The following is a 24,879-nucleotide window of genomic DNA, read 5'->3' as shown; positions in this document are numbered from 1 at the left end:
TTGCAAAACACTTATACTTACTTGCTCATTCCAAGCAAGATCATCTCCAATATCGTATTATACACGAAACATTAACCTTCTGAATGTTTTTTCAATAAAGTTTGTACAAGTTTTTCCATCTCTACTAATGTTGATTGATAAATAGCGAGAGAACCGCCATACGGGTCTGAAATATCCTTACTTGTACCCTCTACAAATTCATAAAATGTATACACCTTTTTTCCAGCACTCGGATAGTGCCCAATCACAAGTTGCTTATGGCTTTCTGTCATCGTAAGTACCATATCAGCCCACTCAAGTAATTCTTCCGTTATTTGCTGCGAAGCATGTGCTGCCTTAATTCCCTTTTCTGCTAATGCATTTTTTGCATACAAAGATGCATCACTTCCAGGATTGGCAAAAACACCAGCGGACTTCGCTTCAAAATTCCCTTTCCCATAGTGACGAAGCAACGCCTCTGCCATTGGGCTACGACATGTATTTCCAGTGCAAACAAATAACACTCGCTTCATCCAAGCTCACTCCTTATAGTGAATGTTCTACATTTATCATAACGTACATTACAATGGAACAAAAGAAATGTGAACATACAAAAGGCGTATTTCTCCTTTTATTTTTTCTAAGAGAAATACGCCTTATCCACATATATGTGAAACCCTAGTTTCAAGTGCCTTACATATAATAACACACTTGAAGAAAACATCCACTCGAAAAGCCCCACTATGAATTGAACTCCCCCCCACCTACCTCTAAACAAGTTTGAGGTGGGGGATGAATCGGTTAAAATGATAAAATAAGGAATCCATTTCATATAAAATGGATTCCTTACAACAAACTATTACTTCATAGTAACTTTCATTAATTCTGTTGAACCTTTTGTAGCTGAAATGCCTACAGTTGTATGAATAGATTCAGCTGCATCTGTGTTTGTAATAACGATTGGCGTAATTGTGCTTTTTGCTTTTTCGCGAATTAATTCTAAATCGAAAGAAATTAATTTATCGCCAGCTTTCACAGCTTGTCCCTCAGATACGTGAGCTTCGAAACCTTCGCCTTCCATTTTTACAGTTTCTAAACCAACGTGGATTAAAATTTCCGTACCATTTTTCGCTTTAATTCCAACAGCATGTTTTGTATGGAATAATTGTACGATTTCACCGTCCACTGGTGATACAACTACACCTTCAGTTGGAACGATTGCAACACCGTCACCCATCATGCGACCAGCGAATACTGGATCTGGTACTTCTTCAATATTTTTCACTTCTCCAGTTAATGGAGCTACGATTGTTTCTGCATTTGTTTTTGAACCAAGGCCAAATAATTTTTTAAACATAGGATAGTCCTCCTTATAATTAGGTTGAAAATGTATAGGGCAATCCCTAGTAATAATTGAGATACATGTAAGACTTTATACTTCAAATATTATATTGTAAAAACGCTTTCGAAAAGAATCACGTTATTACCAATAGACTCTTATTGTATCGCTTTGCAAAATTCCAGTCAATTCAGATTGTCTGAATAACAATTATCAGAATTAATTCTTTCTTATATTTTCTCTTTTTTTCTCTCACTTGTCTAGAGGTCTTTACGACATATTTATTTTTTATTGTTGATTTGTAAAATTTTCTTCATATTTTCCACGAAAGTTACTTGACTAAAGTAAGTAACTGATTTATCATTACTTACGTAAGATAAGTAAATAACTTTTTTGGAGGTTTTATAAATGATGGACATCGGTCTTCTTATTATTCGTCTTATTATCGGAATTACATTCATGGGTCATGGTACTCAAAAATTATTCGGTTGGTTTGGTGGTCACGGCCTAAAAGGAACAGGCGGCTGGATGGAATCAATTGGCTTACGCCCTGGCGTATTTATGGCATTTATGGCTGGTGCAACTGAGCTGTTAGGCGGATTCTTATTCGCAGCAGGTATCTTCACTTGGGTTGGCTCATTACTTATCATAGGTACAATGCTAGTTGCAATCTTTACAGTCCATGGCAAAAATGGCTACTGGGTAACACAAAACGGATTTGAATATAACATGATCTTAATTGCTATTGCAGTTGGTGTTGCATTAACTGGACCTGGCGCTTACGTTTTATTTTAATTAACTATCTCAATTTCAAGATATTTATTAAAAAGAGGAGTAGATTTCAGTTTGAGATCTACTCCTTTTCAAATCGTTGAGAGACGGGAGGCACAAAGTCTCCAACTCAGTAGAAGTAAAATCCATAAAAAAATGATCCCTCCTGCGTGGTAGCAATCTGGTCTTTTTACCAACGGTCTATATAAGAGGAATCGCTTAGTGATCTTTTAGTGTTCTTATAGCTTTAATCTATGTACCACTTTTTTAAAGTTTAATTTTACGCTAAACACACATAATTTTTTATGCGCTCATATAAAAAAATATTCTTTAAAATGAGTAAACTCTTTCTATCGTTTGCAGGATTTTAAATAGATTTTTGACTGCTATTTTCGAACCTCCAGTCCTTATATAAACTAAACAAGTTACTTTATTTTTTCAAAAAAGGAATTAGTTACTGTTCCTACCTGTTCGATTTCTCCTTGTACATGTAGATTAACAGGCAGGTTCTCGAAATATTCATTCCAATCTTTTTTGAGTTTTTTCCAAGCTTTAGGATCAGCTCGATGAATCGCTTCTCCAAATCCAAATATATCTATTTTATATTTTTCCTGTACTTCTTTTATTGCTTTTTTAAAGAATTCCACCGATTCTTTTTCATAAATCTCCTCTAATTTTTCAATCGCTCCCGTTTTTTTTAAATCGATATCGCATGCTACTTCACCGACATTACCTTTCACACGAATATTTAGATCTATCTCCGGCTTTCCATTCTTTATCTTACCCTTCATTTCCGTGTTTGAGTTCATCACTTGATAAACAAATTTCCCTCCTTTTGGACACGATACATTCACAACTGTACTTAACTCATTGTTCGTAATGACATTATACGTCTTGCTTTGTTTCTCATTTAACCAACCCACTAATTTATCTTTTTCAAATACCGCTAAGTTTTGAAAAAGTATTCGAGCAGGAGTATCAATCACTTCTATATTCTGTTTACTTAAAGCTGTTTCTTCATCATCTTTTACATGTAAGGAGATTCCTGTTAACACTGGTTGTTTCCCATCGCTTACCATATCTACAATTAGCTCGTCTAATGTAACGAAACTTGTCGCTGACCATGCTTCTGACGAGGCCTTAAGGGTATTAAACAATTTATTAGCAGGTATTTTTTCTACAGGTGTACGCACCTTTAAAACATCTTCTGCTTTCATTCCCTTAGCTACAGCGATATAAAAATCTGATCGTAGTTCCCAATCTCTCGAGAGAAGATCTAACGATTTTCCAATTCCTTTTTTCGCTAATGACTCACCAATTACGAGCATCCGAAGGTGTGAAGGATAAATTTTCCTCGGGGAGTCCTTTGTCATTTTTCGGATCGCCTCAAATATGGTTTGCCCTTTCGCCTGATAGATAACTACTGGTGAACGACCACCACTGCCACCGCCTTTTGTCGTAGCTACTTCTCCTGGATTTACCACCTGAGCAGTCACAAGATATTGACCATTCATTGTACGATCTATCCCTAAGGCCAATGTGATGGCCAATTCATTTAATTCACGACGATTCCAGCAGCCTGTAGTAAATAATAGAAATACAAGCAGTATGATAAGCATTGTAAAGTAGCGTTTCATAGATTAAACACCTTTCGAATTTATTTATACATGCTTATATCTAAGGAGAATGCTCCATTTATTCTTTCTTGAGTGGTATTTCTTAAAAACTTTAACCATGTAAAATCATTTTCATCTTAATAATTCCTCAATAACGTAATAAAGTGGCTTATAAATGGCTGTAATCCAATCTAGTGGATTGGGAATCTTAATATTCAAGGCTTTTGCAACGCTTAACGAAGTGCCCAATAATAGAAGAATAGAAAACAACCATAACTCTCCTTTTAATTTTTCTTTTAACAGAAAAGGAACATCGATCGCAATAATGGCAGCGACAATGACAAAGATTCCAGCAACAGCCATCACTTTTGTATACTCCTTTCTTCCTTTGAGTGATTAGAAAATAGGGATATAGAGGCATCTAGTCGTCAAGTCTTTATACCTATCTATACTTATCCCTTTTTGCAAGCTTGAAATTGGTATTATTACTGACGTTATCAATTCCAAATAGACAGGTTTTACATTTTTTGAATTGATAACTTTTATGTTCATTTAAACTTTATTTCGAGGCGGTTTCGGAGCTGAATTTTGTTCACGTCTAACATTTTTTTGACTAATTAAACGCGGGCGAGAGAACATCCGCCATAGAGGTACCCGAATAAACGTATCTTTAATGTCCTCACGGATAAAAGGCCCAAAAGGGCTCATATAAGGAATCCCAAAAGAACGCAAGCTGCACAAGTGAAGAATAAGTGCAATAAACCCAATGAATATCCCAAATAAGCCAAAAGAGGCAGCAAGCACCATCATTGGGAAACGGAGTATCCTAATAGACATAGAAAAGGTAGATGCGGGGAGCACAAAACTTGAAATCGCCGTGACTGCAACAACGATTACCATAGCAACCGATACAATTCCCGCATCAACTGCCGCAGTACCAATTACCAGTGTTCCTACAATAGATATAGCTTGGCCAATAGCCTTTGGCATTCGTAAACCGGCTTCTCGTAAGATTTCAAATGCCACTTCCATCATGAGAGCTTCAATGAATGCAGGAAAGGGAACTCCTTCCCGTTGAGCAGCTAAACCGATTAACAGAGGAGTTGGTAACATTTCTTGATGAAACGTGGTGATGGCAATATATAGGGATGGTCCTAGCAGAGCGGTAAAAATACTTAAAAAACGAAGCAAACGGATGAGAGTACTAATGTCTGTACGTTGATAATAATCTTCCGCAGCTTGTACGAAGGAAACAAACAGTGCCGGGACAACTAGAACAATCGGCGTTCCATCCACTACGATAGCAATTCTTCCTTCTAAAAGCTCTGCAGCAATCACATCAGGTCGTTCCGAATGAAATACAGTCGGAAAAGGACTAAACGGTTCATCTTCAATCAATGCCTCAATATAACCACTCTCTAGAACCCCATCGATATCAATTTTATTTAGACGCCTATGCACTTCTTCGACAACTCTATCATTCGCAATCCCATCAATATACAAGATCGCCACATCTGTTTGGGTTACTCTTCCAAGCATTTTCGATTCAACCCAAAGGTTGGGTGCTTTTATTTTTCGGCGGATTAATGCCGTATTGGTACGCAAGCTCTCCGTAAAACTTTCTTTAGGTCCTCGAACGACGGTTTCCGTACTGGATTCCATGACACCACGGTCTCTCCACCCACGCATACATATTGTGAAACCTTGTTCATAGCCATCCAACAGGAAAATAACATCCCCTGATAACAAAGAATTGAATAAAGACCTGAATTCAGTAACATCTTTTATATCTCCAACCGTAAGAATACGATCTTTCAATATTTGTAAAACGTTCTGTTGAGATGATATGGTTTGATTCTGTTCGATAGGAATATCTAACATGAGCGACTCCAAAATAAAGTTCTGAATGGAGTTCGTATCCACCAATCCATCCGTATAGAAAATACCTGCTTTAATTAACCCATCTTTACCAATTTGTATTTCCCTAATCACTATGTCGCTACTATTTCCAAGCATTTTCTTTACATATTGAATATTTCCTTCGAGACTTGTTTCTAACAGGACTTTGTTATCTTCCTTACTTTCATCTTCTTGCTCAAATGAGGAGTACATTACACTGTTTTTTCTTTGTTTCTTAAAAAAACGCATACAATTTATCCTCTCTCATAATGTTGATTCATCGCTTATATAAAGTGAAACTTTAATCAGTGAGGGTTTTCCCCACTGATTATTAGCCCTCACCAATCGGGCCTTTACGGACAGTTCATCTCCCACTTAACTTCTTTGCTTTCGCTGAATTTTGAGGTGGGAGTGTTACTGTCCGTTAATGCGAGATAAATTTTGAAGTCTATTTCACTTCATAACCGTTATTTGTAGCCGAAGGATTTAAAAACATGTTAGTGAATACCTACGAAAACAATCTCTTAATTTACGGTGATTTTTCGCATAAATATTACTCGACCTTGTTCTTTCAAGTTCATTTTTACCAATTAAACTTGAATTATACTTGAACTTCCAATAAGTACGGTATAGCATCCCCATTACCAAAATCCAATAAAATAATCCCCCTCGAATATCTTCTACTGGATACGGAAATTGTTATGGAACTGTTAAAACCTGACCATACTTATGAAATAACAAAACCTCACAAGATAATGTAAAGTGAAACTTTTACTCAGGATTATTTAAAAAAGATTTTCTTTTTAAGAATTCTATTGGGTAGGTATAAACTAATGAGAAAATGGGGTAGGTTCCTATTGTGAAAAATGAAAAGATCAATTCACATCAATTTTTAACTTTAGTAACTTTATTTACAATTGGTACGACTATCTTAATTATTCCAGGAGGATTAGCAGTCGAAGCAAAACAAGACGCTTGGATTGTATCTCTAGTGGGTACAGGGATAGGAGTTTTTGTAATATGGATATTTAACACTTTAGTTCGTAATTTTCCTAACATGACTATTGTACAAATCAATGAACAATTATTTGGAAAATGGTTAGGGAAAACAGTGTCTCTTTTCTTTGTTTCTATGCCATTACTTTATACTTCTATTCTTTTGATTTATAATGGTAGCTTTTTAAACACACATATGATGCCTAATACACCCGCCCTAGCCCTTAACCTATTGATGATACTCATTTTGGTAATGGGAGTACGTCTGGGGCTCGAAACAATCGCTCGCTCCGCAGAAATATTCATACCAATTTTCTTTATCCTTTTTATCATTTTAGTCATCTTTCTTATTCCACAAATCAAGTTTGAAAATATTCAACCTGTATTTGAGGTAGAGACAAAAACGATATTACGAGCATCCTTACACTTGATTACTACATCTTCTGTAAACTCTGTGATTTTATTAATGATTTTTCCTGCCTTAATTAATCAACCGAAAGAAGCCAGAAAATCGTTTTATATTGGAAATATAATTGGGGGAGTTGTCATTATTATCATCACAATTTTAAGTATTTTGGTTTTAGGTGCCGAAACTACTGCAAGACACACGTATCCAAGCTTTATACTAGCAAGAAAAATAAACGTAGGTGATTTTATCCAACGTATCGAAGGAACAATCGCGATCATGTGGTTTATTACAATCTATTTTAAGATGGCTCTTTATTTTTACGCTTCTGTTTTAGGTATTACACAAATTTTGAATTTGAAATATTATCGCCCATTAGTATTACCTTTAGCGATGATTGTAGGTGTTCTTTCTATCATTATGTATGAAGACGTCGTAAAACAACAAAACTTCGACGCTACAGTGACTATAGCCTATTCGTTGTCAGTTGGGCTTTTTTTACCTCTAATCATGTTAATAGTCAGTATATTTAGGAGAAAAGGAAAGACCGAACAAAGAGAATAGTTATTTTCTTTGAAGAGTATCCCTGACAAAGCGTAGAAAATACACATTATGGTCTTGTTATGGAAGCTTGTTTACCGAAGTGTAAAGTTTTCTTCGGGAATTTTACAAAAACCGCCAAAAAATATTTTTTAGCAGGAATTTCCCCTCCTCATCTTGTAAACAAACAAAGAGTATTCATATCGAGGAAGGGAGATTACAAATATGCTTTCGATTAATCCAAATGAACAAACAGAAAAAGATAATTACAAATTATTAACAGGGAGTATTATTCCGCGCCCTGTAGCATTCGTGACTTCTGTAACAAAAGATGGTGTTTTAAACGGCGCTCCATACAGCTATTTTAATATCGTCGCTGCTAATCCACCGCTCATCTCTGTTTCAGTGCAACGTAAAGGAGGAGAACGAAAAGATACTTCTCGAAATGCCATTGAAAAAGGTGAATTTGTTGTACATATTTCCGATGAATCTTATGTGGAGGCCATCAATGAAACTGCTGCAAACCTTCCTCCAAATCAAAGTGAAATTGAATTAGCCAAACTAACTCCAATCGAAAGTGATGTCATCTCCGTACCAGGCGTAAAAGAAGCGAATATTCGAATGGAATGTATATTAGAACGCGCCATCCCACTGGGTGGAACAGAAGACTCTCCAGCATGCGACCTACTAATCGGCCGCGTTGTCCGCTTCCACGTCGCAGAACATTTATATGAAAACGGCCGGATTCATGCAGAAGGACTAAAACCAGTAAGCCGACTAGCAGGACACAACTACGCAAAACTAGGAGAACAATTCGAGCTTGTAAGGCCAGTTTAAAAGTGGAAGCGGCTCGTTCAGAATCGCAGGGCATTGGAAAGTTCGACCATTTCACACCAAAAAAGACCAGCTTACGCATCATCACGCAAGCCGGTCTTTTTTGTCTCATAAAAAATCCCCCACCATTATAAGTAGGGGATTCATAGAAGAAGATAAAGGAGTCTAAAATGGTCATAGACCTCTCTCGCTATCATTGGTTATTGGTAACAAGTAACAGTGTGATTGGTTATTGGATGATTGGTTTTACCATTTTCTTATATGATAGCAAGATTACATTGGAAAAAGAAGGGTAAGTCCAAACCCAACAAGAATGATACCACCGAGCACTTCACCGTATGTACCGAGCAAACTTTTGGCATGTCTTCCAATTAGTAAGCCACCCCATGCTAGTATCATGCTAACCAACCCAAATAATAAAATCGTTACAATCATTTGCGCTCCATAAATTCCTAAGCTAAGCCCCACTGAAAAACTATCGATACTCACACCAAACGCAAATACCAATAAACTTATTCCTACAGGAGCAGATCTTGTCTCTTCCCCTTCTAAAATTGCAGCGTACACAATATAAAAACCTAATCCAATTAACAAAATAGCCCCAGCAACAGTCGCAATATGACCAAACTTCTCTGATAAAAAGCGACCTAGTATCATACCAAGAAACGGCATAACAATATGAAACAGCCCTATTGTCATACCGATATAAAGGATTTGTCGCATTCTGAGCGTTACCATACCCATGCCGAGGCTTACAGAAAATGCATCCATCCCTAAGGCAAATGCCATTATAATTAAAGGTACTAGCTGTTCAACCGTCATTTTGTCCCTCCTCGGACGTGCTACTTCACAATATGCTCATCCGAGGAAAAATAGAATCTATGCAAGTCGTCTATATAAAGTGAAACTTTCTCTCCACATGGGGCCAAAAAAGGCACTGACCGCTTCTATGCATGGCTAGATGCTCTCTTCCACCCTAAAAAATAGGTTTTAATTTTTTAATCCGCCTACTCTTCAATAATAATATGATGTCCTGCCGCTTTCGTTAAACGGTTCATAATCGCATTTCCAATTCCTTCATTCGGAAATGACTCACTAAAAATTACATCTACCTCACTTGCATCAAACGTACGCAATACATCATATAATTTCGTCGCAATGCTCGCTAAATCACTTCTCACACCACAAGATAGCACAACATTCGCTTTATACACATGTTGATACTCTTCTGTTGTTAATACACCCACCGTATAGCCTTCTTCTTTCTTCTTATCCACAAGTTGCTGAATAAACTCACGAGACCCTTCCACAATACTAAGTGGTGCCTTCGGTGCATAATGCGTATATTTCATTCCTGGTGCCTTCGGTTTTTCTTTTTCATCTTTTAGTGCAGGATCCAAAGAAACGGTTCCGATTACTTCTTCTAATTGTTCCTTTGTAATACCACCTGGACGTAAAATCGTTGGCACTTCACTTGTACAATCTACTACTGTTGATTCAACACCAACACCCGTTGCACCGCCATCAACAATACCAGCAATTCTTCCATTCAGATCTTCATATACGTGAGAAGCTAACGTTGGACTTGGACGCCCAGAACGATTGGCACTTGGTGCTGCAACTGGTACATTCGCTGCTTCAATAAGAGCAAGCGCTACCGGATGATCCGGCATTCTCACTCCAACCGTATCTAATCCTGCTGTAACCTTCTCTGAAATCCCGTCTTTTTTAGGCAAAATAATCGTTAATGGCCCCGGCCAAAAATGCTTCATTAATACTTCTGCAACTGGCGTAATCTCTCTAACAATTTCCCCTAATTGCGATTTTGCACCAATGTGGACAATAAGTGGATTATCACTCGGTCTGCCTTTTGCTTCAAAAATTTTCGCAATCGCTTCATCATTCATCGCATTTGCCCCTAGTCCATACACCGTTTCAGTAGGAAAGGCAATCGCTTCATTTTCTCTTAATAATCTTGCTGCTTCTTGTAATTGTGGATAATCTTTTTTTATTTCCACAACATTATCCACAACCCACATATTTGTATGCATTTTTTCACACGCCCTTTTCTTCCATGAAATACTTGTCTATTATTAGTTTACTATGACATTTATCCAAAAGACAAACAAGGTTTATCCACAAAATGTGGATAAACCTGATCAATCAGTGGATAACTTTGTTAATAGCTGACAATTTAGTATTATTACATTCTGCTGTTTTATATTTTCACAAAAATGTTCTAGTTGCTGAATATCATCTGGAACTTGATCTTTTTCCACAGCTGTAAAGTGAAAAAACTGAAATATTGCCACAGATTGTGGATGATTTGTGAGTAAATATACTTGCCAGATACTTTTTTCTTTCATATACTGCAAAAACATTTCAAAAAAATATAAGAAGGTCCCGTTATCCACAGCAGTTGTGAACAAACAAGAACGAATGAGTGCATTCTCCCCTTTTTGTTCATAACCAATCACAGCCTGGATTTCTCCGTTATCTTCCAAAATCATAAATTGTTTATATAACTCATTTATTTTATCATCTTTCTTATTAGCTTGTCCGAAAAAAGAATGTAATCTTTCAACATCACCTTTTGTAGCAAAATAAGTCTTTTTCATAGCAAATCCCTCCTCATTTCTATATATGAGGAGGGATTTAAAAGTAGTACTTATTTAGAAAATAACGATGAGAATGCTTCTACAATAAATAATTTCACTTCTGGTTTTTCCTCTTGTTCCTCTATTTCTACTGTTTCAATCTTTTGCTTCTTTTCCACAGGTTGTTCTGTTTTCTCCACAATTTGTTTTTCCTCTTGTTTTACACTTTTTTCTTGTACAATTTTTTCGTTCGTTTCTTTCACAGTAGTCTCTACTTTTGAAGCGCCCTCTTTTTTCGGTGACTCTTGTTCTGATTTTTGTTTCGATACAAATTCTTTATCTTGTTTTTTCGATACCTCTTCTTTTTCTTCCTCTGTTTCTACTGGCAGTTCTTCCTCATCAATTGATTCCGCTTTTACAACATGCTCTTCCTTTTTGACAGCTGATCCGCTAGAGAAATCTAAGAAACACATTGGCGGAAATAGCACGCACCACCAATTTGCTCCTTCCCCTTTCCCAATTGAAATAAGCACTGCTTCATATTCCCCTGCGGGATAAATAAAATTCCCATAGACCTTTGTAGGAAATTTAATGTTTTTACCAAATGTAACTTGAAACGATTCTTTACTTCCTTCTCGTTTTAATGTTTTCGCAACCGTTTTTTCGATTTCCGGGATGTGACTTTGAATGACACGACGTGCATCTTCAAACGATTTCAAATCTGCTACCCAACCATCGATTTGCGCCTTTACTTCATCGCGCACTTTACGCTTTAACGCTTGATCTTTATCTGAATCACTATTTGCTAAAATACGTAATCGAACAGCTTCTTTCGGAATCACTGCAGGCCCCTTTGCATCAGCTTTCATATATCCAAACTGCACAAGTAGCTGTGCACCAATTAATAATAAAAGAAAATAGGCAATCGCTTGTTTTTTCATATCTTTGCACCGTCCCTTCTGGTAAACAGTGTAGACACACTTGCCTTTTTCTAAACTATTAAATTCTAAATCTATAGAAAAAATTTAAAGCTTTCTTTTCGAATGGGAGAGAGCATCTAGCCATGTACAAATGCGGTCAGGGACTTTTTCACTCCATCGGATCCAACAGGCCCTTACCTTTTGTCATTATTTGTTGGTTGGTCGATATCCTTTGTCGAATCGCTGATATATTTGAATTTGCGCCGATATATTGTGAGAAATGGTCGATATATTCGAATTTGCGCCGATAAAATTTTATTTACTATTTTCCCACTACCTAAACCGCAGCATTTCTCCCTGTATTTTTGTAACATATCCTTTCTCAATGACCTCAAAAAAAGGAGTAAGGTTCTCCCTTACTCCATCTCCGCAAAGACCATACGATCTTTTCCGTTAATATCAAAAACAACTTCTACACGAGCATATGGAAATGTTTGCTGCAATAATCCTTTCACATCTTCCCCTTGCCCTATACCTACTTCAAAAGCAACAATCGCTTTGCTTTGCAAGACGTTTGGCAATTCTTCCATAAAGCGGCGATAAAAATCAAGTCCATCTTCCCCGCCAACAAGGGCACGCTTTGGCTCATGCTCTTTTACAACCGGAGAAAGCCCCCTCCAGTCTTCTTCTGGAATATAAGGTGGATTTGAGACAACAACATCTAACTTTTGTCCCGTTTCATAAAATGGTGACAATAAATCGCCATGATAGAACGTTACATTCGCACCTAGTGCATTCGCATTTTCTTTCGCAACTTCAATCGATTCTTGCGCAATATCTACTGTATATACATGAAGATTTTGATTTTCTAAAGCAAGTGTAATTGAAATGGCTCCACTTCCTGTGCCAATATCAGCTACATGAAGTTCCTGCTTCCCAAACATACGCTGGATTCTATCTAGCACACCTACGATAAGTTCTTCTGTTTCTGGCCTTGGTATTAACACTTCTTCATTTACAAAAAAAGAACGACCATAAAACATTTCATATCCAATCATATATTGAACAGGAATCCCATCAACGTGTTTGTGGATAAATTCCGTAAAAAACTTCTCTTGTTCCTCAGATATGTCTTCACGCATGTTCATCATTAAACCTGTTCGGTTCGTCTTTAATACATGACAAAGGACGATTTCTCCCGCATTTTCATCTCGTCCATTTTCCTGTAAAAAAGAAGAAGCCCATTTCAGGGCTTCATAGACACGCATTACTCAGCTGCCTCCATCTTTTGCGCTTGATCTTCCATCACTAAGGCGTTGATGAAATCATCTAACTTACCTTGTAAGATTTGATCTAGCTTTTGAATCGTTAAACCGATTCGATGGTCTGTAACACGGTTTTGCGGGAAGTTATACGTACGAATACGCTCTGAACGGTCTCCCGTACCAACAGCTTGCTTACGGTTTTGATCATACTCAGCCTGAGCTTCTTGCCTAAACTTATCATAAACACGCGCACGTAATACTTTCATTGCTTTTTCTTTGTTCTTAATTTGCGACTTTTCATCCTGACAAGATACAACTACACCAGTCGGTAAATGCGTTAAACGTACCGCTGACATCGTTGTATTAACACTTTGTCCACCAGGACCACTAGAAGCAAATGTATCCACACGAACATCTTTTTCATGAATATCGATTTCCACTTCTTCTGCTTCTGGTAATACAGCTACAGTTGCTGTAGAAGTATGGATACGTCCCCCAGACTCTGTTTCCGGAACACGTTGCACACGGTGTGCACCATTTTCAAATTTCAATTTTGCGAAAGCACCTTTACCGTTAATCATAAAGATAATCTCTTTATATCCACCTAATTCTGTATAGCTTGCTTCGATAATTTCAGTTTTCCAACCTTGCACCTCAGCATAACGGCTATACATGCGGTATAAATCACCAGCAAATAAAGCAGCTTCATCGCCACCAGCTGCACCACGTACCTCCACGATAACGTTTTTATCATCGTTTGGGTCTTTTGGAACAAGTAAAATTTTCAGACGCTCTGATAATTCCTTCTCTTGTCCTTCTAGTTCAGAAACTTCTTCCTTTACCATTTCACGCATGTCAGCATCTAACTTATCTTCTAACATTGCCTTTGCATCTCGTAATTGCTCACGAACATCTTTATACTCACGGTAAACCTCTACCGTTTCTTGTATATCAGATTGTTCTTTTGAATATTCACGAAGCTTATTCGAATCACTAATAACCTCTGGATCACTTAACAATTCGTTTAACTTCTCATAACGATCTTCTACAGCTTGCAAACGATCTAACACATCATTCACCTCAACATCCTAGTATCTAATACAAATAGTATATGGCACTTAATCAAAAAAACGCAAATTATATTTAAAAGCGGAGCCGACTGTTTAGGCCCGGTGACTAAGGTTCTTCCCCACAGAAGGTGTTTTTTACCTTCTCGTGGGGAAGGTTCTTAGACGCAAGGGCCTAGGAGGCGCAGCTAGATATATTTAAAAGCGCAAGCGGCTCGCTCAGAATGGGAGGGGGATGGAGCTTCTGACGTTGAGGCGCTTTTTGCCTCGCAGGAAGAAGCGAAGCCACCGACCATTCTTGCCGCTGGAGCTAGATATCACTTAAAAGCGTATGCGGCTCGTTCAGCTCTGACCAGCTAAGGTTCTCTCACACAAAAGGTGCTCTTTGCCTTTTGTGCGGAAGGTTCTTAGATGCGAAGAGCTTGCCGCCGGAACTAGATATCATTTAAAAGCGGAGCCAACTCGCCCCCACTCTTCATCTATTTTCGAAAAAAACCCGCTCTATGTAGCGAGTTTTACTTATCGTTGTTTTGTAGGTACAGCATGACAATGACGACAACGTGGTTCATATGACTCTGAAGCTCCAACTAAAATAATTGGATCATCAAAAGAAGCTGGTTCATCATCAATTAAACGCTGTGTACGACTTGCTGGAGATCCGCATACAGAACAAACTGCTTGCAGCTTCGTTACATACTCGGCAATCGCCATCAGCTGAGGAACTTGTCCAAATGGTAGACCACGGAAATCTTGGTCTAAACCGGCTACAATGACACGATAGCCACGATTTGCCAATATTTGCACCACTTCCACAATGTCCCCATCAAAGAATTGCACCTCATCAATTGCAATAACGTCCATTTCCTCTGTTATATGATTAAATATATCTTTTGAAGCTGAAACAGGAACTGCTTTTACCTTTAATCCATTATGTGATACAACATCTTCTTCACTATAACGGTTATCAATACATGGTTTAAATACAATTGCATTTTGCTTTGCAAATTGTGTACGGCGTATGCGGCGGATGAGCTCTTCTGATTTTCCAGAAAACATACTCCCGCAAATCACTTCAATCCAACCGTTTTGATTTATTAAGTACATTGAGCTCTCCTTTCATCTACTTTTTTTATCCAAAGTAGGCAAAGGTTTAATATTTTCGCAAAAAAAACAGACAAGCGAATAGATACACTTGCCTGTTTTATGTTTTTATTACTTAAGACCGTATTTCTTGTTGAAGCGGTCAACACGTCCGTCTGCAGTAGCAAACTTCTGACGTCCAGTGTAGAATGGGTGAGAATCAGAACTGATCTCAACTTTTAGTAATGGATAAGTGTTTCCATCTTCCCACTCAACCGTTTCGCTAGATCCTTTAGTAGATCCGCTTAAGAATTTGAAGCCTGTGTTTGTGTCCATGAATACAACTTTCTTGTAATCCGGATGAATTCCTGCTTTCATTCTTTTCATCTCCTTCCGCCCTGAATCATTTTCGAAACAGAGTTTTTCATCTTTAGCTGCAATCACAACTATATTGATGAAACACATATGATGAAATTATAACAAGGCTAACTTCATTTTGCAACTACCTGTTTTTAGCATTGTTAAAATAAAAGTGGAAGCAGCTCGCTCAAAATGGGAGGGGGATGGAGCTTCTGACGTTGAGACGCTTTTTGCCTCGCAGGAAGACGCGAAGTCACCGACAATTCTTGCCGCTGGAACTGGATATCCTAAAAGCGCAGGTGGCTCGTTCAGCTCTGACCAGCTAAGGTTCTTTCGCACACAAGGCGCTCTTTGCCTTTTGGGCGGAAGGTTCTTAGATGCGAAGAGCTTGCCACTGGAGCTGGATATCTCTAAAAGCGCAGGTGGCTCGTTCAGCTCTGATCGGCTAAGGTTCTCTCCCAAAAAGGCATGAAAAAACTCGCTTAGCATAAAAATAAGCGAGTCTCACCGTTTCCCTTTACTTCGTTGTTACATATCTCTTGGAATCTGCAACAATGTTTTGTAAAAATTCTTCATTTGTTTTCGTTTGACGAAGTTTACGTAAGAAACTTTCAACAAAGTCCGGTGTATCACGCATTGTTTTACGAATACCCCATAGCTTGTCTAAATGTTCTTTTGGAATTAATAGATCTTCTTTACGCGTACCAGAACGGCGAATATCAATCGCTGGGAAGATACGACGCTCAGCTAACGAGCGATCTAAATGAAGCTCCATATTTCCTGTTCCTTTAAATTCTTCGTAAATGACATCGTCCATACGAGACCCTGTATCAACAAGTGCCGTCGCTAAAATTGTTAAGCTACCGCCCTCTTCGATATTACGAGCTGCCCCAAAGAATCGTTTTGGTCTATGGAATGCTGCTGGATCAATACCACCTGACAATGTACGTCCACTTGGTGGAATAACAAGGTTGTAAGCACGTGCTAAACGGGTAATACTATCCATTAAAATGATAACGTCTTTTTTATGTTCTACAAGACGCATCGCACGTTCTAATACAAGCTCAGCTACTTTAATATGATTTTCTGGTACTTCATCGAAAGTAGAACTTACAACATCACCTTTAACAGAACGTTCGATATCCGTTACTTCCTCTGGACGTTCGTCGATTAAAAGTACGATTAATTCTGCTTCTGGATGGTTCGTTGTGATACTATGAGCAATTTCTTTTAATAGTATCGTTTTACCAGCCTTTGGAGGCGCAACAATTAAACCACGTTGTCCAAATCCAACTGGTGCAATTAAATCCATGATGCGTGTTGACAGCTTCTTTGGCTCCGTCTCCAATTTCATTTGACGATTTGGATACAACGGTGTTAATGCGGGAAAATGCACACGTTCTTTTGCAGATTCTGGGTCATCCCCATTTACCGCTTCAACCTGTAGCAATCCAAAGTAGCGTTCGTTTTCTTTCGGCGGGCGTACTTTACCAGAAACCTTATCTCCATTACGCAAATCAAAACGACGAATTTGCGAAGCTGAAATATAAATATCTTCTGAGCTTGGAGAATAGTTGATTGGACGTAGGAAACCGAAACCTTCTGATTGAATAATTTCGAGTACACCTTCCATAAAGAAGAAACCTTCTTTTTCTGCACGAGCTTTTAATATAGCAAAAATTAACTCTTTCTTTGTTAATTTGCTGTAATACGAAATCTTAAATTCTTTCGCAAGCTCATATAACTCTTTTAATTTCATGTTTTCTAATGCTGCAATTGACAAATTCATTCAGACACCACACTTTAACATTATTCTCTTTTCACATGGGTAAAGGGAAAATATACGGAAGGCAAATACATAATAATGAAAGGCAATAAGTTCAAGTAGGGTAATATTCACTATTGTAACCCTTTTGTCTAGTTTTAATCAATACGTTGTAACACAAATACAAGAAGCGAAGACAAGAAAAGTTGTCTCCGCTTTTATATTGCTTCCGTTTTTCTCTGTTTATAGCATTTGGATAATGGCTAGATTAGAGCTGAACGAGCCATTTCCGCCTTTTATTTATCCAGCTCCAGCAGCTAGAATGGTCGGTGGCTTCACGTCTTCCTACGAGGCAAAATGCGCCTCTACGTCAGAAGCTCCATCCCCCTCCCATTCTAATCGAGCTGCTTCCGCTTTTATTTAATCCAGCTCCGGCGGCTAGCTCTTCATGTCTAAGAACCTCCCACACTAAAGGCAAAAAGCACCTTTTGTGTGAGAGAACCTTAGCCAGTCAGAGCTGAACGAGCCGCCTCCGCTTTTTTATTTAATAACCAAATTCGGTTTTTTGTTTAAGCTGTGACGTCCGTCAACGAAACGAACTGTTCCTGATTTTGCACGCATAACAAGGGATTCTGTTGTACCGACGCTTCCTTTAAATTGAACGCCACGTAGTAATTCTCCATCTGTTACACCTGTTGCTGCAAAGATTGCATCGTCACCTTTTACTAAGTCTTCCATACGAAGAATACGATTGGTATCTTCAATACCCATCTTTTTGCAACGCGCTAATTCTGCTTCATTTTGAGGAAGGAGCTTCCCCTGAATTTCTCCACCTAAACATTTTAATGCAACTGCTGCAAGAACGCCTTCAGGTGCGCCACCAGAACCGAATAAAATATCAACACCTGTACGATCAAATGCTGTATTAATCGCTCCAGCTACATCGCCATCATTAATTAATTTAATACGAGCACCAGCTTTACGAATTTCTTCAATAATTGCTTGGTGACGTGGACGGTTTAGAACTGTTGCCACAACATCTTCAATATCCTTATTTTTTGCTTTTGCAACAGCGCGTAAGTTATCAATAATAGGTGCGTCAATATCAACTGCACCAACCGCTTCTGGTCCAACCGCAATTTTATCCATGTACATGTCAGGAGCATGTAACAAATTACCATGATCCGCAATCGCAATAACAGCAAGTGCATTCCAGCCTCCAGCTGCTACGATATTTGTTCCCTCTAACGGATCAACTGCAACATCAACACGTGGGCCGTATCCTGTACCTAATTTTTCTCCGATGTATAGCATTGGCGCTTCATCCATTTCTCCTTCGCCAATTACAACTGTACCTTTCATCGGAATTGTATCGAACACATCGCGCATTGCTGATGTTGCTGCACCGTCTGCTTCATCCTTTTTACCGCGTCCCATCCAACGTGCTGATGATAATGCTGCAGCCTCTGTTACACGTACTAACTCCATAGATAAACTTCTTTCCACAATAATCCCTCTCCTTTAAGTCTTAATATTTATGCCGTATGTTGTGAACTGTTTCTTTCTATGAAAACTTCCGTCAGTAGCGATTCTTCGTCCCCCATTAACGGAAGCATCACCACTTTATTCGCATGTTTTACCAACTAGTAAAACATACAATATTATGCATTTTTCATTTCTTCAATCTCTTGCTGCGTCATTTGTTCTCGCCAAATATTTGCACCAAGACCTTTAAGCTTGTCTACTATATTCTCGTAGCCTCGATCAATATGTTCGAGCCCTGTTACTTCTGTAATTCCTTCAGCCATTAATCCCGCAATTACAAGAGCTGCACCCGCTCGTAAATCGCTCGCTTTTACCTTTGCTCCCTGAAGTGAGACAGGTCCTGTCACAATCGCAGAACGACCTTCTACCTTAATTTGTGCATTCATCCGGCGCAATTCATCAATATGTTTAAACCGAGCACCATAAATCGTATCCGTTACAACTCCTGTTCCATGAGCCTTCGTTAAAAGGGTTGTAAAAGGTTGCTGCAGGTCTGTCGGGAAACCTGGGTACACAAGCGTCTTTATATCAACTGTCTTTAACTTACGATTCCCATTTACTGTAATTTGATCATCATTCGTCTCAACTTGTACACCAGCTTCACGTAACTTTGCAGTGACTGACTCTAAATGTTGCGGGATTACATTATCAACTGTTACTTCTCCACCAGACGCTGCACCTAAAATCATGTACGTACCCGCTTCAATTCGGTCTGGAATAATAGAATGGTGACATCCATGAAGGGAATCCACCCCATCAATACGAATCACATCTGTACCAGCACCTTTAATTCGCGCTCCCATACTTGTTAATAATGTCGCTACATCAATAATTTCTGGTTCTTTCGCAGCATTTTCAATCACTGTTCTACCTTTTGCACGCACAGCTGCTAGCATAATATTAATTGTTGCTCCTACACTAACAACATCTAAATAAATACGAGCTCCTCGTAATTCATCTGCTCTTAAATAGATTGCACCTTGCTCATTTGTGACATGTGCACCTAACGCTTCAAAACCTTTGATATGCTGATCGATTGGTCTTGGTCCTAAGTGACATCCACCAGGAAGCCCAATTACAGCTTTTTTAAAACGACCAAGCATAGCGCCCATCAAGTAATAAGAAGCACGTAGTTTTTTTACTTTCCCATTTGGCAAGGGCATAGCAACCATTTTGGAAGGATCAACTGTCATCTCTTCCTCCTGACCATACGCTACACTCCCTCCAATTTCCTCTAGTAGGTCTCCTAACATCTTCACATCTGAAATATTAGGTACACCACCGATGGTCACTGGAGTATCAGCTAAAATGGTCGCTGGAATTAAAGCAACAGCACTATTCTTCGCACCGCTCACGCGAATTGATCCGTTTAAAGGTCGTCCACCTTCAATCAGCAACTTTTCCATGTTGAGCTCCCTTCTTGTGAATGTATTTACTTTCAGTTTCCCTTTTAATAAAAAACAGAAAGCCTTTCCTTAAGAATCTCATTCGTTCAGCAAACTATCAACCAACATATTGTATTCTCTCTTCTCTGGTCTAAACTTAACAAGCAGTAAGGCCCCACCTAAAAATAGCTATCTATACCTTAAGTGAGCAGATGAAGACTAACTGCTTGTCAAGATTTGTTCATCGATTACTCTAGATACGTTATTACATTTATTAATAGGACTATGCACATTATGTTCCATTTTTATATTGAAAAGGAGTAGAAAACTCCCTTCATACATAGGTAATACGAGGAAATGTAGAAATTTAATTAATCTTAAGATATGTTCACGCTTTCATTATACAACGAAAGGAAACCGTCTAAAAGAGTAGACGGTTTCCAAAACGGAATTTTATTCTTACGCTTTACCGTTAGAACCGAATTCACGAATTTTACCAATAACAGTTGCTTTGATAGCTTCGCGGCCAGGTCCGATAAATTTACGAGGATCGTAAACTTCTTGGTCTTTGTTTAATACTTCACGAACAGCTTTTGTAAACTCGATTTGGTTCTCAGTGTTTACGTTGATTTTTGAAGTACCTAAAGAAATAGCTTTTACGATATCAGCAGTTGGGATACCAGTACCACCGTGAAGTACTAAAGGTACACCAGTGAAGTCACGAACTTGTTCCATTTCTTTAAATCCTAAGTTAGGCTCACCTTTGTAAGGACCGTGTACAGAACCTAAAGCTGGAGCTAGGCAATCGATACCTGTTGCTTCAACAAGGTGTTTACACTCTTCAGGATCAGCGTAGATAACGCCTTCAGCGATTACATCGTCTTCTTGTCCGCCAACTGTACCAAGCTCAGCTTCTACAGATACGTTACGAGCGTGTGCGTATTCTACTACTTTTTTAGTAGTTTCTACGTTTTCTTCGAATGGGTGGTGAGAAGCGTCGATCATTACAGATGTGAAACCTGCATCGATTGCTTCTTTACATTTTTCGAAGCTTGAACCATGGTCAAGGTGAATCGCTACAGGAACAGTGATGTTCATTTCTTCGATTAAAGCTTTAACCATAGCTACAACTGTTTTGAAACCAGTCATATGACGAGCTGCACCCTCAGATACACCTAGAATTACAGGAGATTTTTCTTCTTCCGCAGCAGCTAAGATAGCTTGAGTCCACTCTAAGTTGTTCATGTTGAATTGACCAACTGCGTATTTTCCTTCTAGTGCTTTGTTTAGCATTTCTTTCATGGAAACTAAAGGCATGGTGAATCCTCCTAAAAAACGTTTTTTGTATCCGATAAGTTCTTATCGCTGGTAGTATGACCAGAATAAGGTAAAACATGTATATTTACATACCGGACTTTTTTCTACACTCAATAGGATAACAACTTGTACTCAAAAACTCAACTGTATTCACCTGCTCATCAGTCCATGTAAACGCTTTTTTCCATATTTTTTATAAAAAATTCATTTTTTAAGCCTCTACAGTAATTTCATTTCGTACTGCTTGACGAATTTCATCAATATCAAACGGCTTCGCAAAATGCATTAAAGCTCCTAAATCCTTTGCTTCTTGAATCATATCAAGCTCCCCATAAGCAGTCATTAAAATCACTTTAATATCTTCATTAATTTCTTTTACATGTTTTAAAATCTCTATACCATCCATACCTGGAATTTTCATATCTAAGATAACTAAATCTGGATTATCCTTTTTCACGATATCTAAAGCTTGAAATCCATTTGCTGCTTGGAACGTTTGATAACCTTCTTTTTGGAACACTTCATGCAACAACACACGAATGCCATATTGATCATCAACGATTAAAATTTTCCCTTCCATAATCCCCAACCTTTCTGTAGTAAATACAAGATTAAAAGCTTCTTATATCTATATCGATTTTACTTTCGCTACTCTTTACCAAATTCCTTCCTGTTCTTTCTTATTTTACCTCCTACCATTTTGTTGTGCCACCCCTATTACTTCGACTTTCTGAAAAAATAGGCTATAATGAAAGCCGCCCTAACATATTCGAAAGGAGCAATATGATGTTAAAAATTTTTTCCACTCAGCTAAGCGGCTATTTCACAAGAATTTCTCAAAAAGAAGAGATGAACATAGAAGATAGCGCCCGTCTACTTGCCCAAGCGTTAGTTGGTGATGGCATCGTTTATTTACACGGTACACAAGAAATGGAAGGCGTGGTTTCAGAAGCATTGCACGGTGCAGAGCCTCTAAAACAAGCAAAGCGCTTAATAGAAAATGGTAACCAAGCAGAGGTTACATCCGCAGACCGCGTACTTCTTATCAGTCGTTTTTCAACAGATGAAAATATCATTTCATTGGCGAAAGGGCTGCAAGAAGAAGGGCACTCCATTGTTGGTATTTCGGCTATCCAAAATGGCGAAGTCTCACTAGAGCAATTCACAGATGTACATATTGATACAAAATTGCTAAAAGGTTTAATCCCCGATGATGAAGGAAACCGTTATGGGTTCCCAAGTTTAATCTTATCTCTATTTGCTTATCATGGAATAAAATTTACAATCGATGAAATGATAGACGAATATGAGTAAAGGAAAAAGGCGTCCAAATTTGGACGCCTTTTGTATTACTTGCTTTCTTTATTCGTAATAGAAGCTTTTACGAAATCATGGAACAACGGTTGTGGACGGTTTGGACGAGATACAAGTTCTGGGTGGAACTGTGCTGCCACGAACCAAGGATGATTTTGTAATTCAATGATTTCTACTAAACGGCCGTCTGGGCTTGTACCAGAGAAGATAAATCCAGCGCCTTCCATGTCTTTACGGAATTCGTTGTTGAACTCATAACGATGACGATGACGCTCGTATACAACTGGTTCGTTATACGCATTGTAAGCATTTGTTTCTGGAGTAAGCTTACATGGGTATAGACCAAGACGAAGTGTACCACCTAAGTCTTCTACATCTTTTTGTTCTGGTAATAGATCGATAATTGGGTAAGGTGTGTCAGGATTAATTTCAGAAGAGTTAGCACCTTCTAATCCTAGTACGTTACGTGCAAATTCGATTGATGCAAGCTGCATACCTAAGCAAATTCCTAAGAATGGAACTTTATTTTCACGCGCGTATTGAATTGCAGCGATTTTTCCTTCTACACCGCGATCGCCGAAGCCACCTGGTACAAGGATACCGTCTGTGTCGCCAACTAATTCTTTTACATTTTCTGCTGTTACGTGCTCAGCGTTTACCCATTTTACTTCTACATCTGTATCGAATGAGTAACCTGCATGACGAAGTGCTTCTACAACAGAGATGTATGCATCTTGAAGCTCTACATATTTACCAACAAGAGCAATTTTTGTTTTCTTAGAAAGATTACGTACTTTTTCAACTAATGCAGTCCACTCTGTCATATCTGCAGCTGGGTTGTCTAGTTTTAAGTGATCGCAAACGATTTGGTCCATATTTTGCTCTTGAAGAGATAATGGAACTGCATATAATGTATCTGCATCGCGCGCTTCAATAACTGCTTTTGTATCAATGTCACAGAATAATGCAAGCTTGTCTTTCATATCTTGAGAAACAGGCATTTCTGTACGAACAACGATAATATTTGGCTGAATACCTAAGCTACGAAGTTCTTTCACGCTATGTTGCGTTGGTTTTGTTTTCATTTCACCCGCTGCTTTTAAGTACGGGATTAATGTACAATGAATGTACATTACGTTGTCACGGCCAATATCGCTCTTAATTTGGCGAATTGCTTCTAGGAATGGTAGAGACTCAATGTCACCAACAGTTCCTCCGATTTCTGTAATAACAACGTCCGCATTTGTTTCGCGGCCCGAACGATATACACGCTCTTTAATTTCATTTGTAATGTGAGGAATAACTTGAACTGTTCCTCCTAAATATTCACCACGACGCTCTTTTTGAAGAACAGAAGAGTAAATTTTACCTGTTGTTACGTTGCTGTATTTGTTTAAGTTGATGTCAATGAAACGCTCATAGTGACCAAGGTCTAAGTCTGTTTCTGCACCATCATCTGTTACGAATACCTCACCGTGTTGGTATGGGCTCATTGTCCCTGGGTCTACGTTAATGTATGGGTCAAACTTTTGAATTGTTACGTTTAAACCACGATTTTTTAAAAGTCTTCCAAGAGATGCTGCTGTAATCCCTTTTCCTAAAGAAGATACTACACCGCCTGTTACGAAAATATACTTAGTCATGAAAGTACTCCCTTCTACTTTGTTGTTATATAATCATCGTTGCAAAACGCAACGTATGTAGATAACACCGTATCTATCTTATTGTTAGACTCTTTTTATTTTCTAAACAAAAAACAAAAAAGAAAATTGCTCCCCTCATCACAAAAAGTAATAAGTAGGGAGCAATTTTCTTTTATATTTACACTTTAAAAGTATTATCGTCCTGTTTTAAAGAGCCCAAAAATGATTCTACATGGACGAT

The 24,879-nt window shown here is 38.3% G+C and carries 25 protein-coding genes; 5 read left to right on the top strand and 20 right to left on the bottom strand.

Going from position 1 to position 24,879, the window contains the following annotated elements; genetic code table 11:
- Nucleotides 1–71: 71 nt before the first annotated feature.
- Nucleotides 72–512 (bottom strand): low molecular weight protein arginine phosphatase, encoded by a 441-nt coding sequence (locus KFD70_RS09740; RefSeq protein WP_336451555.1) that lies wholly within the window; start codon nt 510–512, stop codon nt 72–74.
- A gap of 326 nt (nt 513–838) precedes the next feature.
- On the bottom strand, nt 839–1,336 hold the full coding sequence (locus KFD70_RS09735) for a PTS sugar transporter subunit IIA (RefSeq protein ID WP_431613156.1): 498 nt from the start codon (nt 1,334–1,336) through the stop codon (nt 839–841).
- Nucleotides 1,337–1,726: 390 nt separating this feature from the next.
- On the opposite strand from KFD70_RS09735, the gene KFD70_RS09730 reads away from it, so the two are divergent.
- Nucleotides 1,727–2,113: a DoxX family protein gene (locus tag KFD70_RS09730; RefSeq protein ID WP_431613155.1), complete on the top strand. Its 387-nt coding sequence runs from the start codon at nt 1,727–1,729 to the stop codon at nt 2,111–2,113.
- Nucleotides 2,114–2,514: 401 nt separating this feature from the next.
- Here the strand turns inward: KFD70_RS09730 and KFD70_RS09725 are convergent, their stop codons facing one another.
- From KFD70_RS09725 to KFD70_RS09715, 3 genes are all read right to left on the bottom strand, one after another.
- Entirely contained in the window at nt 2,515–3,726 is a 1,212-nt protein-coding gene (locus tag KFD70_RS09725; RefSeq protein ID WP_431613154.1) for a Ger(x)C family spore germination protein, read from the bottom strand.
- 111 nt (nt 3,727–3,837) lie between these two features.
- Nucleotides 3,838–4,068 (bottom strand): hypothetical protein, encoded by a 231-nt coding sequence (locus KFD70_RS09720; protein ID WP_336451708.1) that lies wholly within the window; start codon nt 4,066–4,068, stop codon nt 3,838–3,840.
- A gap of 189 nt (nt 4,069–4,257) precedes the next feature.
- Entirely contained in the window at nt 4,258–5,853 is a 1,596-nt protein-coding gene (locus KFD70_RS09715) for a spore germination protein (protein WP_420792336.1), read from the bottom strand.
- A 610-nt stretch (nt 5,854–6,463) separates the two neighbouring features.
- Between KFD70_RS09715 and KFD70_RS09710 the strand changes: the two genes are divergently transcribed.
- The 3 genes from KFD70_RS09710 (at nt 6,464) to KFD70_RS09700 (ending at nt 8,676) form a co-directional block, all read left to right on the top strand.
- Nucleotides 6,464–7,570: a GerAB/ArcD/ProY family transporter gene (locus tag KFD70_RS09710; protein ID WP_336451550.1), complete on the top strand. Its 1,107-nt coding sequence runs from the start codon at nt 6,464–6,466 to the stop codon at nt 7,568–7,570.
- Nucleotides 7,571–7,771: 201 nt separating this feature from the next.
- On the top strand, nt 7,772–8,383 hold the full coding sequence (locus KFD70_RS09705; RefSeq protein WP_336451549.1) for a flavin reductase family protein: 612 nt from the start codon (nt 7,772–7,774) through the stop codon (nt 8,381–8,383).
- A gap of 167 nt (nt 8,384–8,550) precedes the next feature.
- Nucleotides 8,551–8,676, top strand: coding sequence for a hypothetical protein (locus tag KFD70_RS09700; protein ID WP_336451548.1), 126 nt, complete (start codon nt 8,551–8,553; stop codon nt 8,674–8,676).
- Here the strand turns inward: KFD70_RS09700 and KFD70_RS09695 are convergent.
- The 14 genes from KFD70_RS09695 to spo0F form a co-directional block, all read right to left on the bottom strand.
- A complete protein-coding gene (locus KFD70_RS09695) occupies nt 8,654–9,202 on the bottom strand; it encodes a manganese efflux pump MntP (RefSeq protein ID WP_336451547.1) in 549 nt (182 codons plus the stop codon). The genes KFD70_RS09700 and KFD70_RS09695 overlap by 23 nt on opposite strands.
- A gap of 185 nt (nt 9,203–9,387) precedes the next feature.
- Nucleotides 9,388–10,431: an L-threonylcarbamoyladenylate synthase gene (locus tag KFD70_RS09690; RefSeq protein ID WP_336451546.1), complete on the bottom strand. Its 1,044-nt coding sequence runs from the start codon at nt 10,429–10,431 to the stop codon at nt 9,388–9,390.
- A 108-nt stretch (nt 10,432–10,539) separates the two neighbouring features.
- A complete protein-coding gene (locus KFD70_RS09685) occupies nt 10,540–10,998 on the bottom strand; it encodes a mechanosensitive ion channel protein (protein ID WP_336451545.1) in 459 nt (152 codons plus the stop codon).
- A gap of 50 nt (nt 10,999–11,048) precedes the next feature.
- Nucleotides 11,049–11,918: a stage II sporulation protein R gene (spoIIR, locus tag KFD70_RS09680; protein WP_336451544.1), complete on the bottom strand. Its 870-nt coding sequence runs from the start codon at nt 11,916–11,918 to the stop codon at nt 11,049–11,051.
- 395 nt (nt 11,919–12,313) lie between these two features.
- Nucleotides 12,314–13,165, bottom strand: a complete 852-nt coding sequence (gene prmC, locus KFD70_RS09675) for a peptide chain release factor N(5)-glutamine methyltransferase (protein WP_336451543.1) — start codon at nt 13,163–13,165, stop codon at nt 12,314–12,316.
- A complete protein-coding gene (gene prfA / locus KFD70_RS09670; protein ID WP_336451707.1) occupies nt 13,165–14,232 on the bottom strand; it encodes a peptide chain release factor 1 in 1,068 nt (355 codons plus the stop codon). Before prfA ends, prmC begins: the two co-directional genes overlap by 1 nt.
- 516 nt (nt 14,233–14,748) lie before the next feature.
- On the bottom strand, nt 14,749–15,333 hold the full coding sequence (locus KFD70_RS09665; protein WP_336451542.1) for a thymidine kinase: 585 nt from the start codon (nt 15,331–15,333) through the stop codon (nt 14,749–14,751).
- Nucleotides 15,334–15,441: 108 nt separating this feature from the next.
- Nucleotides 15,442–15,687 (bottom strand): type B 50S ribosomal protein L31, encoded by a 246-nt coding sequence (locus KFD70_RS09660; protein WP_000643436.1) that lies wholly within the window; start codon nt 15,685–15,687, stop codon nt 15,442–15,444.
- Nucleotides 15,688–15,783: 96 nt separating this feature from the next.
- On the bottom strand, nt 15,784–16,008 hold the full coding sequence (locus tag KFD70_RS09655) for a hypothetical protein (RefSeq protein ID WP_336451541.1): 225 nt from the start codon (nt 16,006–16,008) through the stop codon (nt 15,784–15,786).
- Between the two features lie 178 nt (nt 16,009–16,186).
- The gene (rho, locus tag KFD70_RS09650; RefSeq protein ID WP_017153573.1) at nt 16,187–17,458 is read right to left on the bottom strand and encodes a transcription termination factor Rho; all 1,272 of its coding nucleotides are present in this window, start codon (nt 17,456–17,458) and stop codon (nt 16,187–16,189) included.
- 516 nt (nt 17,459–17,974) lie between these two features.
- Nucleotides 17,975–18,940, bottom strand: coding sequence for a class II fructose-bisphosphatase (glpX, locus tag KFD70_RS09645; RefSeq protein ID WP_336451540.1), 966 nt, complete (start codon nt 18,938–18,940; stop codon nt 17,975–17,977).
- A gap of 155 nt (nt 18,941–19,095) precedes the next feature.
- A complete protein-coding gene (gene murA / locus KFD70_RS09640; RefSeq protein ID WP_336451539.1) occupies nt 19,096–20,385 on the bottom strand; it encodes a UDP-N-acetylglucosamine 1-carboxyvinyltransferase in 1,290 nt (429 codons plus the stop codon).
- Between the two features lie 438 nt (nt 20,386–20,823).
- On the bottom strand, nt 20,824–21,681 hold the full coding sequence (locus KFD70_RS09635) for a class II fructose-bisphosphate aldolase (protein ID WP_243525283.1): 858 nt from the start codon (nt 21,679–21,681) through the stop codon (nt 20,824–20,826).
- Between the two features lie 211 nt (nt 21,682–21,892).
- On the bottom strand, nt 21,893–22,261 hold the full coding sequence (spo0F, locus tag KFD70_RS09630; protein WP_016112701.1) for a sporulation initiation phosphotransferase Spo0F: 369 nt from the start codon (nt 22,259–22,261) through the stop codon (nt 21,893–21,895).
- A 206-nt stretch (nt 22,262–22,467) separates the two neighbouring features.
- Here spo0F and KFD70_RS09625 point away from each other — a divergent pair, with 206 nt between their 5' ends.
- On the top strand, nt 22,468–22,995 hold the full coding sequence (locus KFD70_RS09625) for a DUF2529 domain-containing protein (RefSeq protein ID WP_336451538.1): 528 nt from the start codon (nt 22,468–22,470) through the stop codon (nt 22,993–22,995).
- Nucleotides 22,996–23,030: 35 nt separating this feature from the next.
- Here KFD70_RS09625 and pyrG read toward each other — a convergent pair whose 3' ends face one another.
- A complete protein-coding gene (gene pyrG, locus KFD70_RS09620) occupies nt 23,031–24,638 on the bottom strand; it encodes a CTP synthase (RefSeq protein WP_336451537.1) in 1,608 nt (535 codons plus the stop codon).
- Nucleotides 24,639–24,879 lie beyond the last annotated feature (241 nt).

Source organism: Bacillus pfraonensis (assembly GCF_050768835.1).
GTDB lineage: Bacteria > Bacillota > Bacilli > Bacillales > Bacillaceae_G > Bacillus_A > Bacillus_A pfraonensis.
The sequence above is the reverse complement of the archived record's forward strand: the minus strand, read 5'-3'. Positions and strand labels throughout refer to the sequence as shown.

Excerpts from the sequence above, each read along its gene's own strand:
- KFD70_RS09740 (WP_336451555.1), bottom strand. The coding sequence starts at position 512 with ATGAAGCGAGTGTTATTTGTTTGCACTGGAAATACATGTCGTAGCCCA.
- KFD70_RS09735 (WP_431613156.1), bottom strand. The coding sequence starts at position 1,336 with ATGTTTAAAAAATTATTTGGCCTTGGTTCAAAAACAAATGCAGAAACA.
- KFD70_RS09730 (WP_431613155.1), top strand. The coding sequence starts at position 1,727 with ATGATGGACATCGGTCTTCTTATTATTCGTCTTATTATCGGAATTACA.
- KFD70_RS09725 (WP_431613154.1), bottom strand. The coding sequence starts at position 3,726 with ATGAAACGCTACTTTACAATGCTTATCATACTGCTTGTATTTCTATTA.
- KFD70_RS09720 (WP_336451708.1), bottom strand. The coding sequence starts at position 4,068 with ATGGCTGTTGCTGGAATCTTTGTCATTGTCGCTGCCATTATTGCGATC.
- KFD70_RS09715 (WP_420792336.1), bottom strand. The coding sequence starts at position 5,853 with ATGCGTTTTTTTAAGAAACAAAGAAAAAACAGTGTAATGTACTCCTCA.
- KFD70_RS09705 (WP_336451549.1), top strand. The coding sequence starts at position 7,772 with ATGCTTTCGATTAATCCAAATGAACAAACAGAAAAAGATAATTACAAA.
- KFD70_RS09700 (WP_336451548.1), top strand. The coding sequence starts at position 8,551 with ATGGTCATAGACCTCTCTCGCTATCATTGGTTATTGGTAACAAGTAAC.
- KFD70_RS09695 (WP_336451547.1), bottom strand. The coding sequence starts at position 9,202 with ATGACGGTTGAACAGCTAGTACCTTTAATTATAATGGCATTTGCCTTA.
- KFD70_RS09690 (WP_336451546.1), bottom strand. The coding sequence starts at position 10,431 with ATGCATACAAATATGTGGGTTGTGGATAATGTTGTGGAAATAAAAAAA.
- KFD70_RS09685 (WP_336451545.1), bottom strand. The coding sequence starts at position 10,998 with ATGAAAAAGACTTATTTTGCTACAAAAGGTGATGTTGAAAGATTACAT.
- spoIIR (WP_336451544.1), bottom strand. The coding sequence starts at position 11,918 with ATGAAAAAACAAGCGATTGCCTATTTTCTTTTATTATTAATTGGTGCA.
- prmC (WP_336451543.1), bottom strand. The coding sequence starts at position 13,165 with ATGCGTGTCTATGAAGCCCTGAAATGGGCTTCTTCTTTTTTACAGGAA.
- KFD70_RS09665 (WP_336451542.1), bottom strand. The coding sequence starts at position 15,333 with ATGTACTTAATAAATCAAAACGGTTGGATTGAAGTGATTTGCGGGAGT.
- KFD70_RS09660 (WP_000643436.1), bottom strand. The coding sequence starts at position 15,687 with ATGAAAGCAGGAATTCATCCGGATTACAAGAAAGTTGTATTCATGGAC.
- rho (WP_017153573.1), bottom strand. The coding sequence starts at position 17,458 with ATGAATTTGTCAATTGCAGCATTAGAAAACATGAAATTAAAAGAGTTA.
- murA (WP_336451539.1), bottom strand. The coding sequence starts at position 20,385 with ATGGAAAAGTTGCTGATTGAAGGTGGACGACCTTTAAACGGATCAATT.
- KFD70_RS09635 (WP_243525283.1), bottom strand. The coding sequence starts at position 21,681 with ATGCCTTTAGTTTCCATGAAAGAAATGCTAAACAAAGCACTAGAAGGA.
- spo0F (WP_016112701.1), bottom strand. The coding sequence starts at position 22,261 with ATGGAAGGGAAAATTTTAATCGTTGATGATCAATATGGCATTCGTGTG.
- KFD70_RS09625 (WP_336451538.1), top strand. The coding sequence starts at position 22,468 with ATGTTAAAAATTTTTTCCACTCAGCTAAGCGGCTATTTCACAAGAATT.
- pyrG (WP_336451537.1), bottom strand. The coding sequence starts at position 24,638 with ATGACTAAGTATATTTTCGTAACAGGCGGTGTAGTATCTTCTTTAGGA.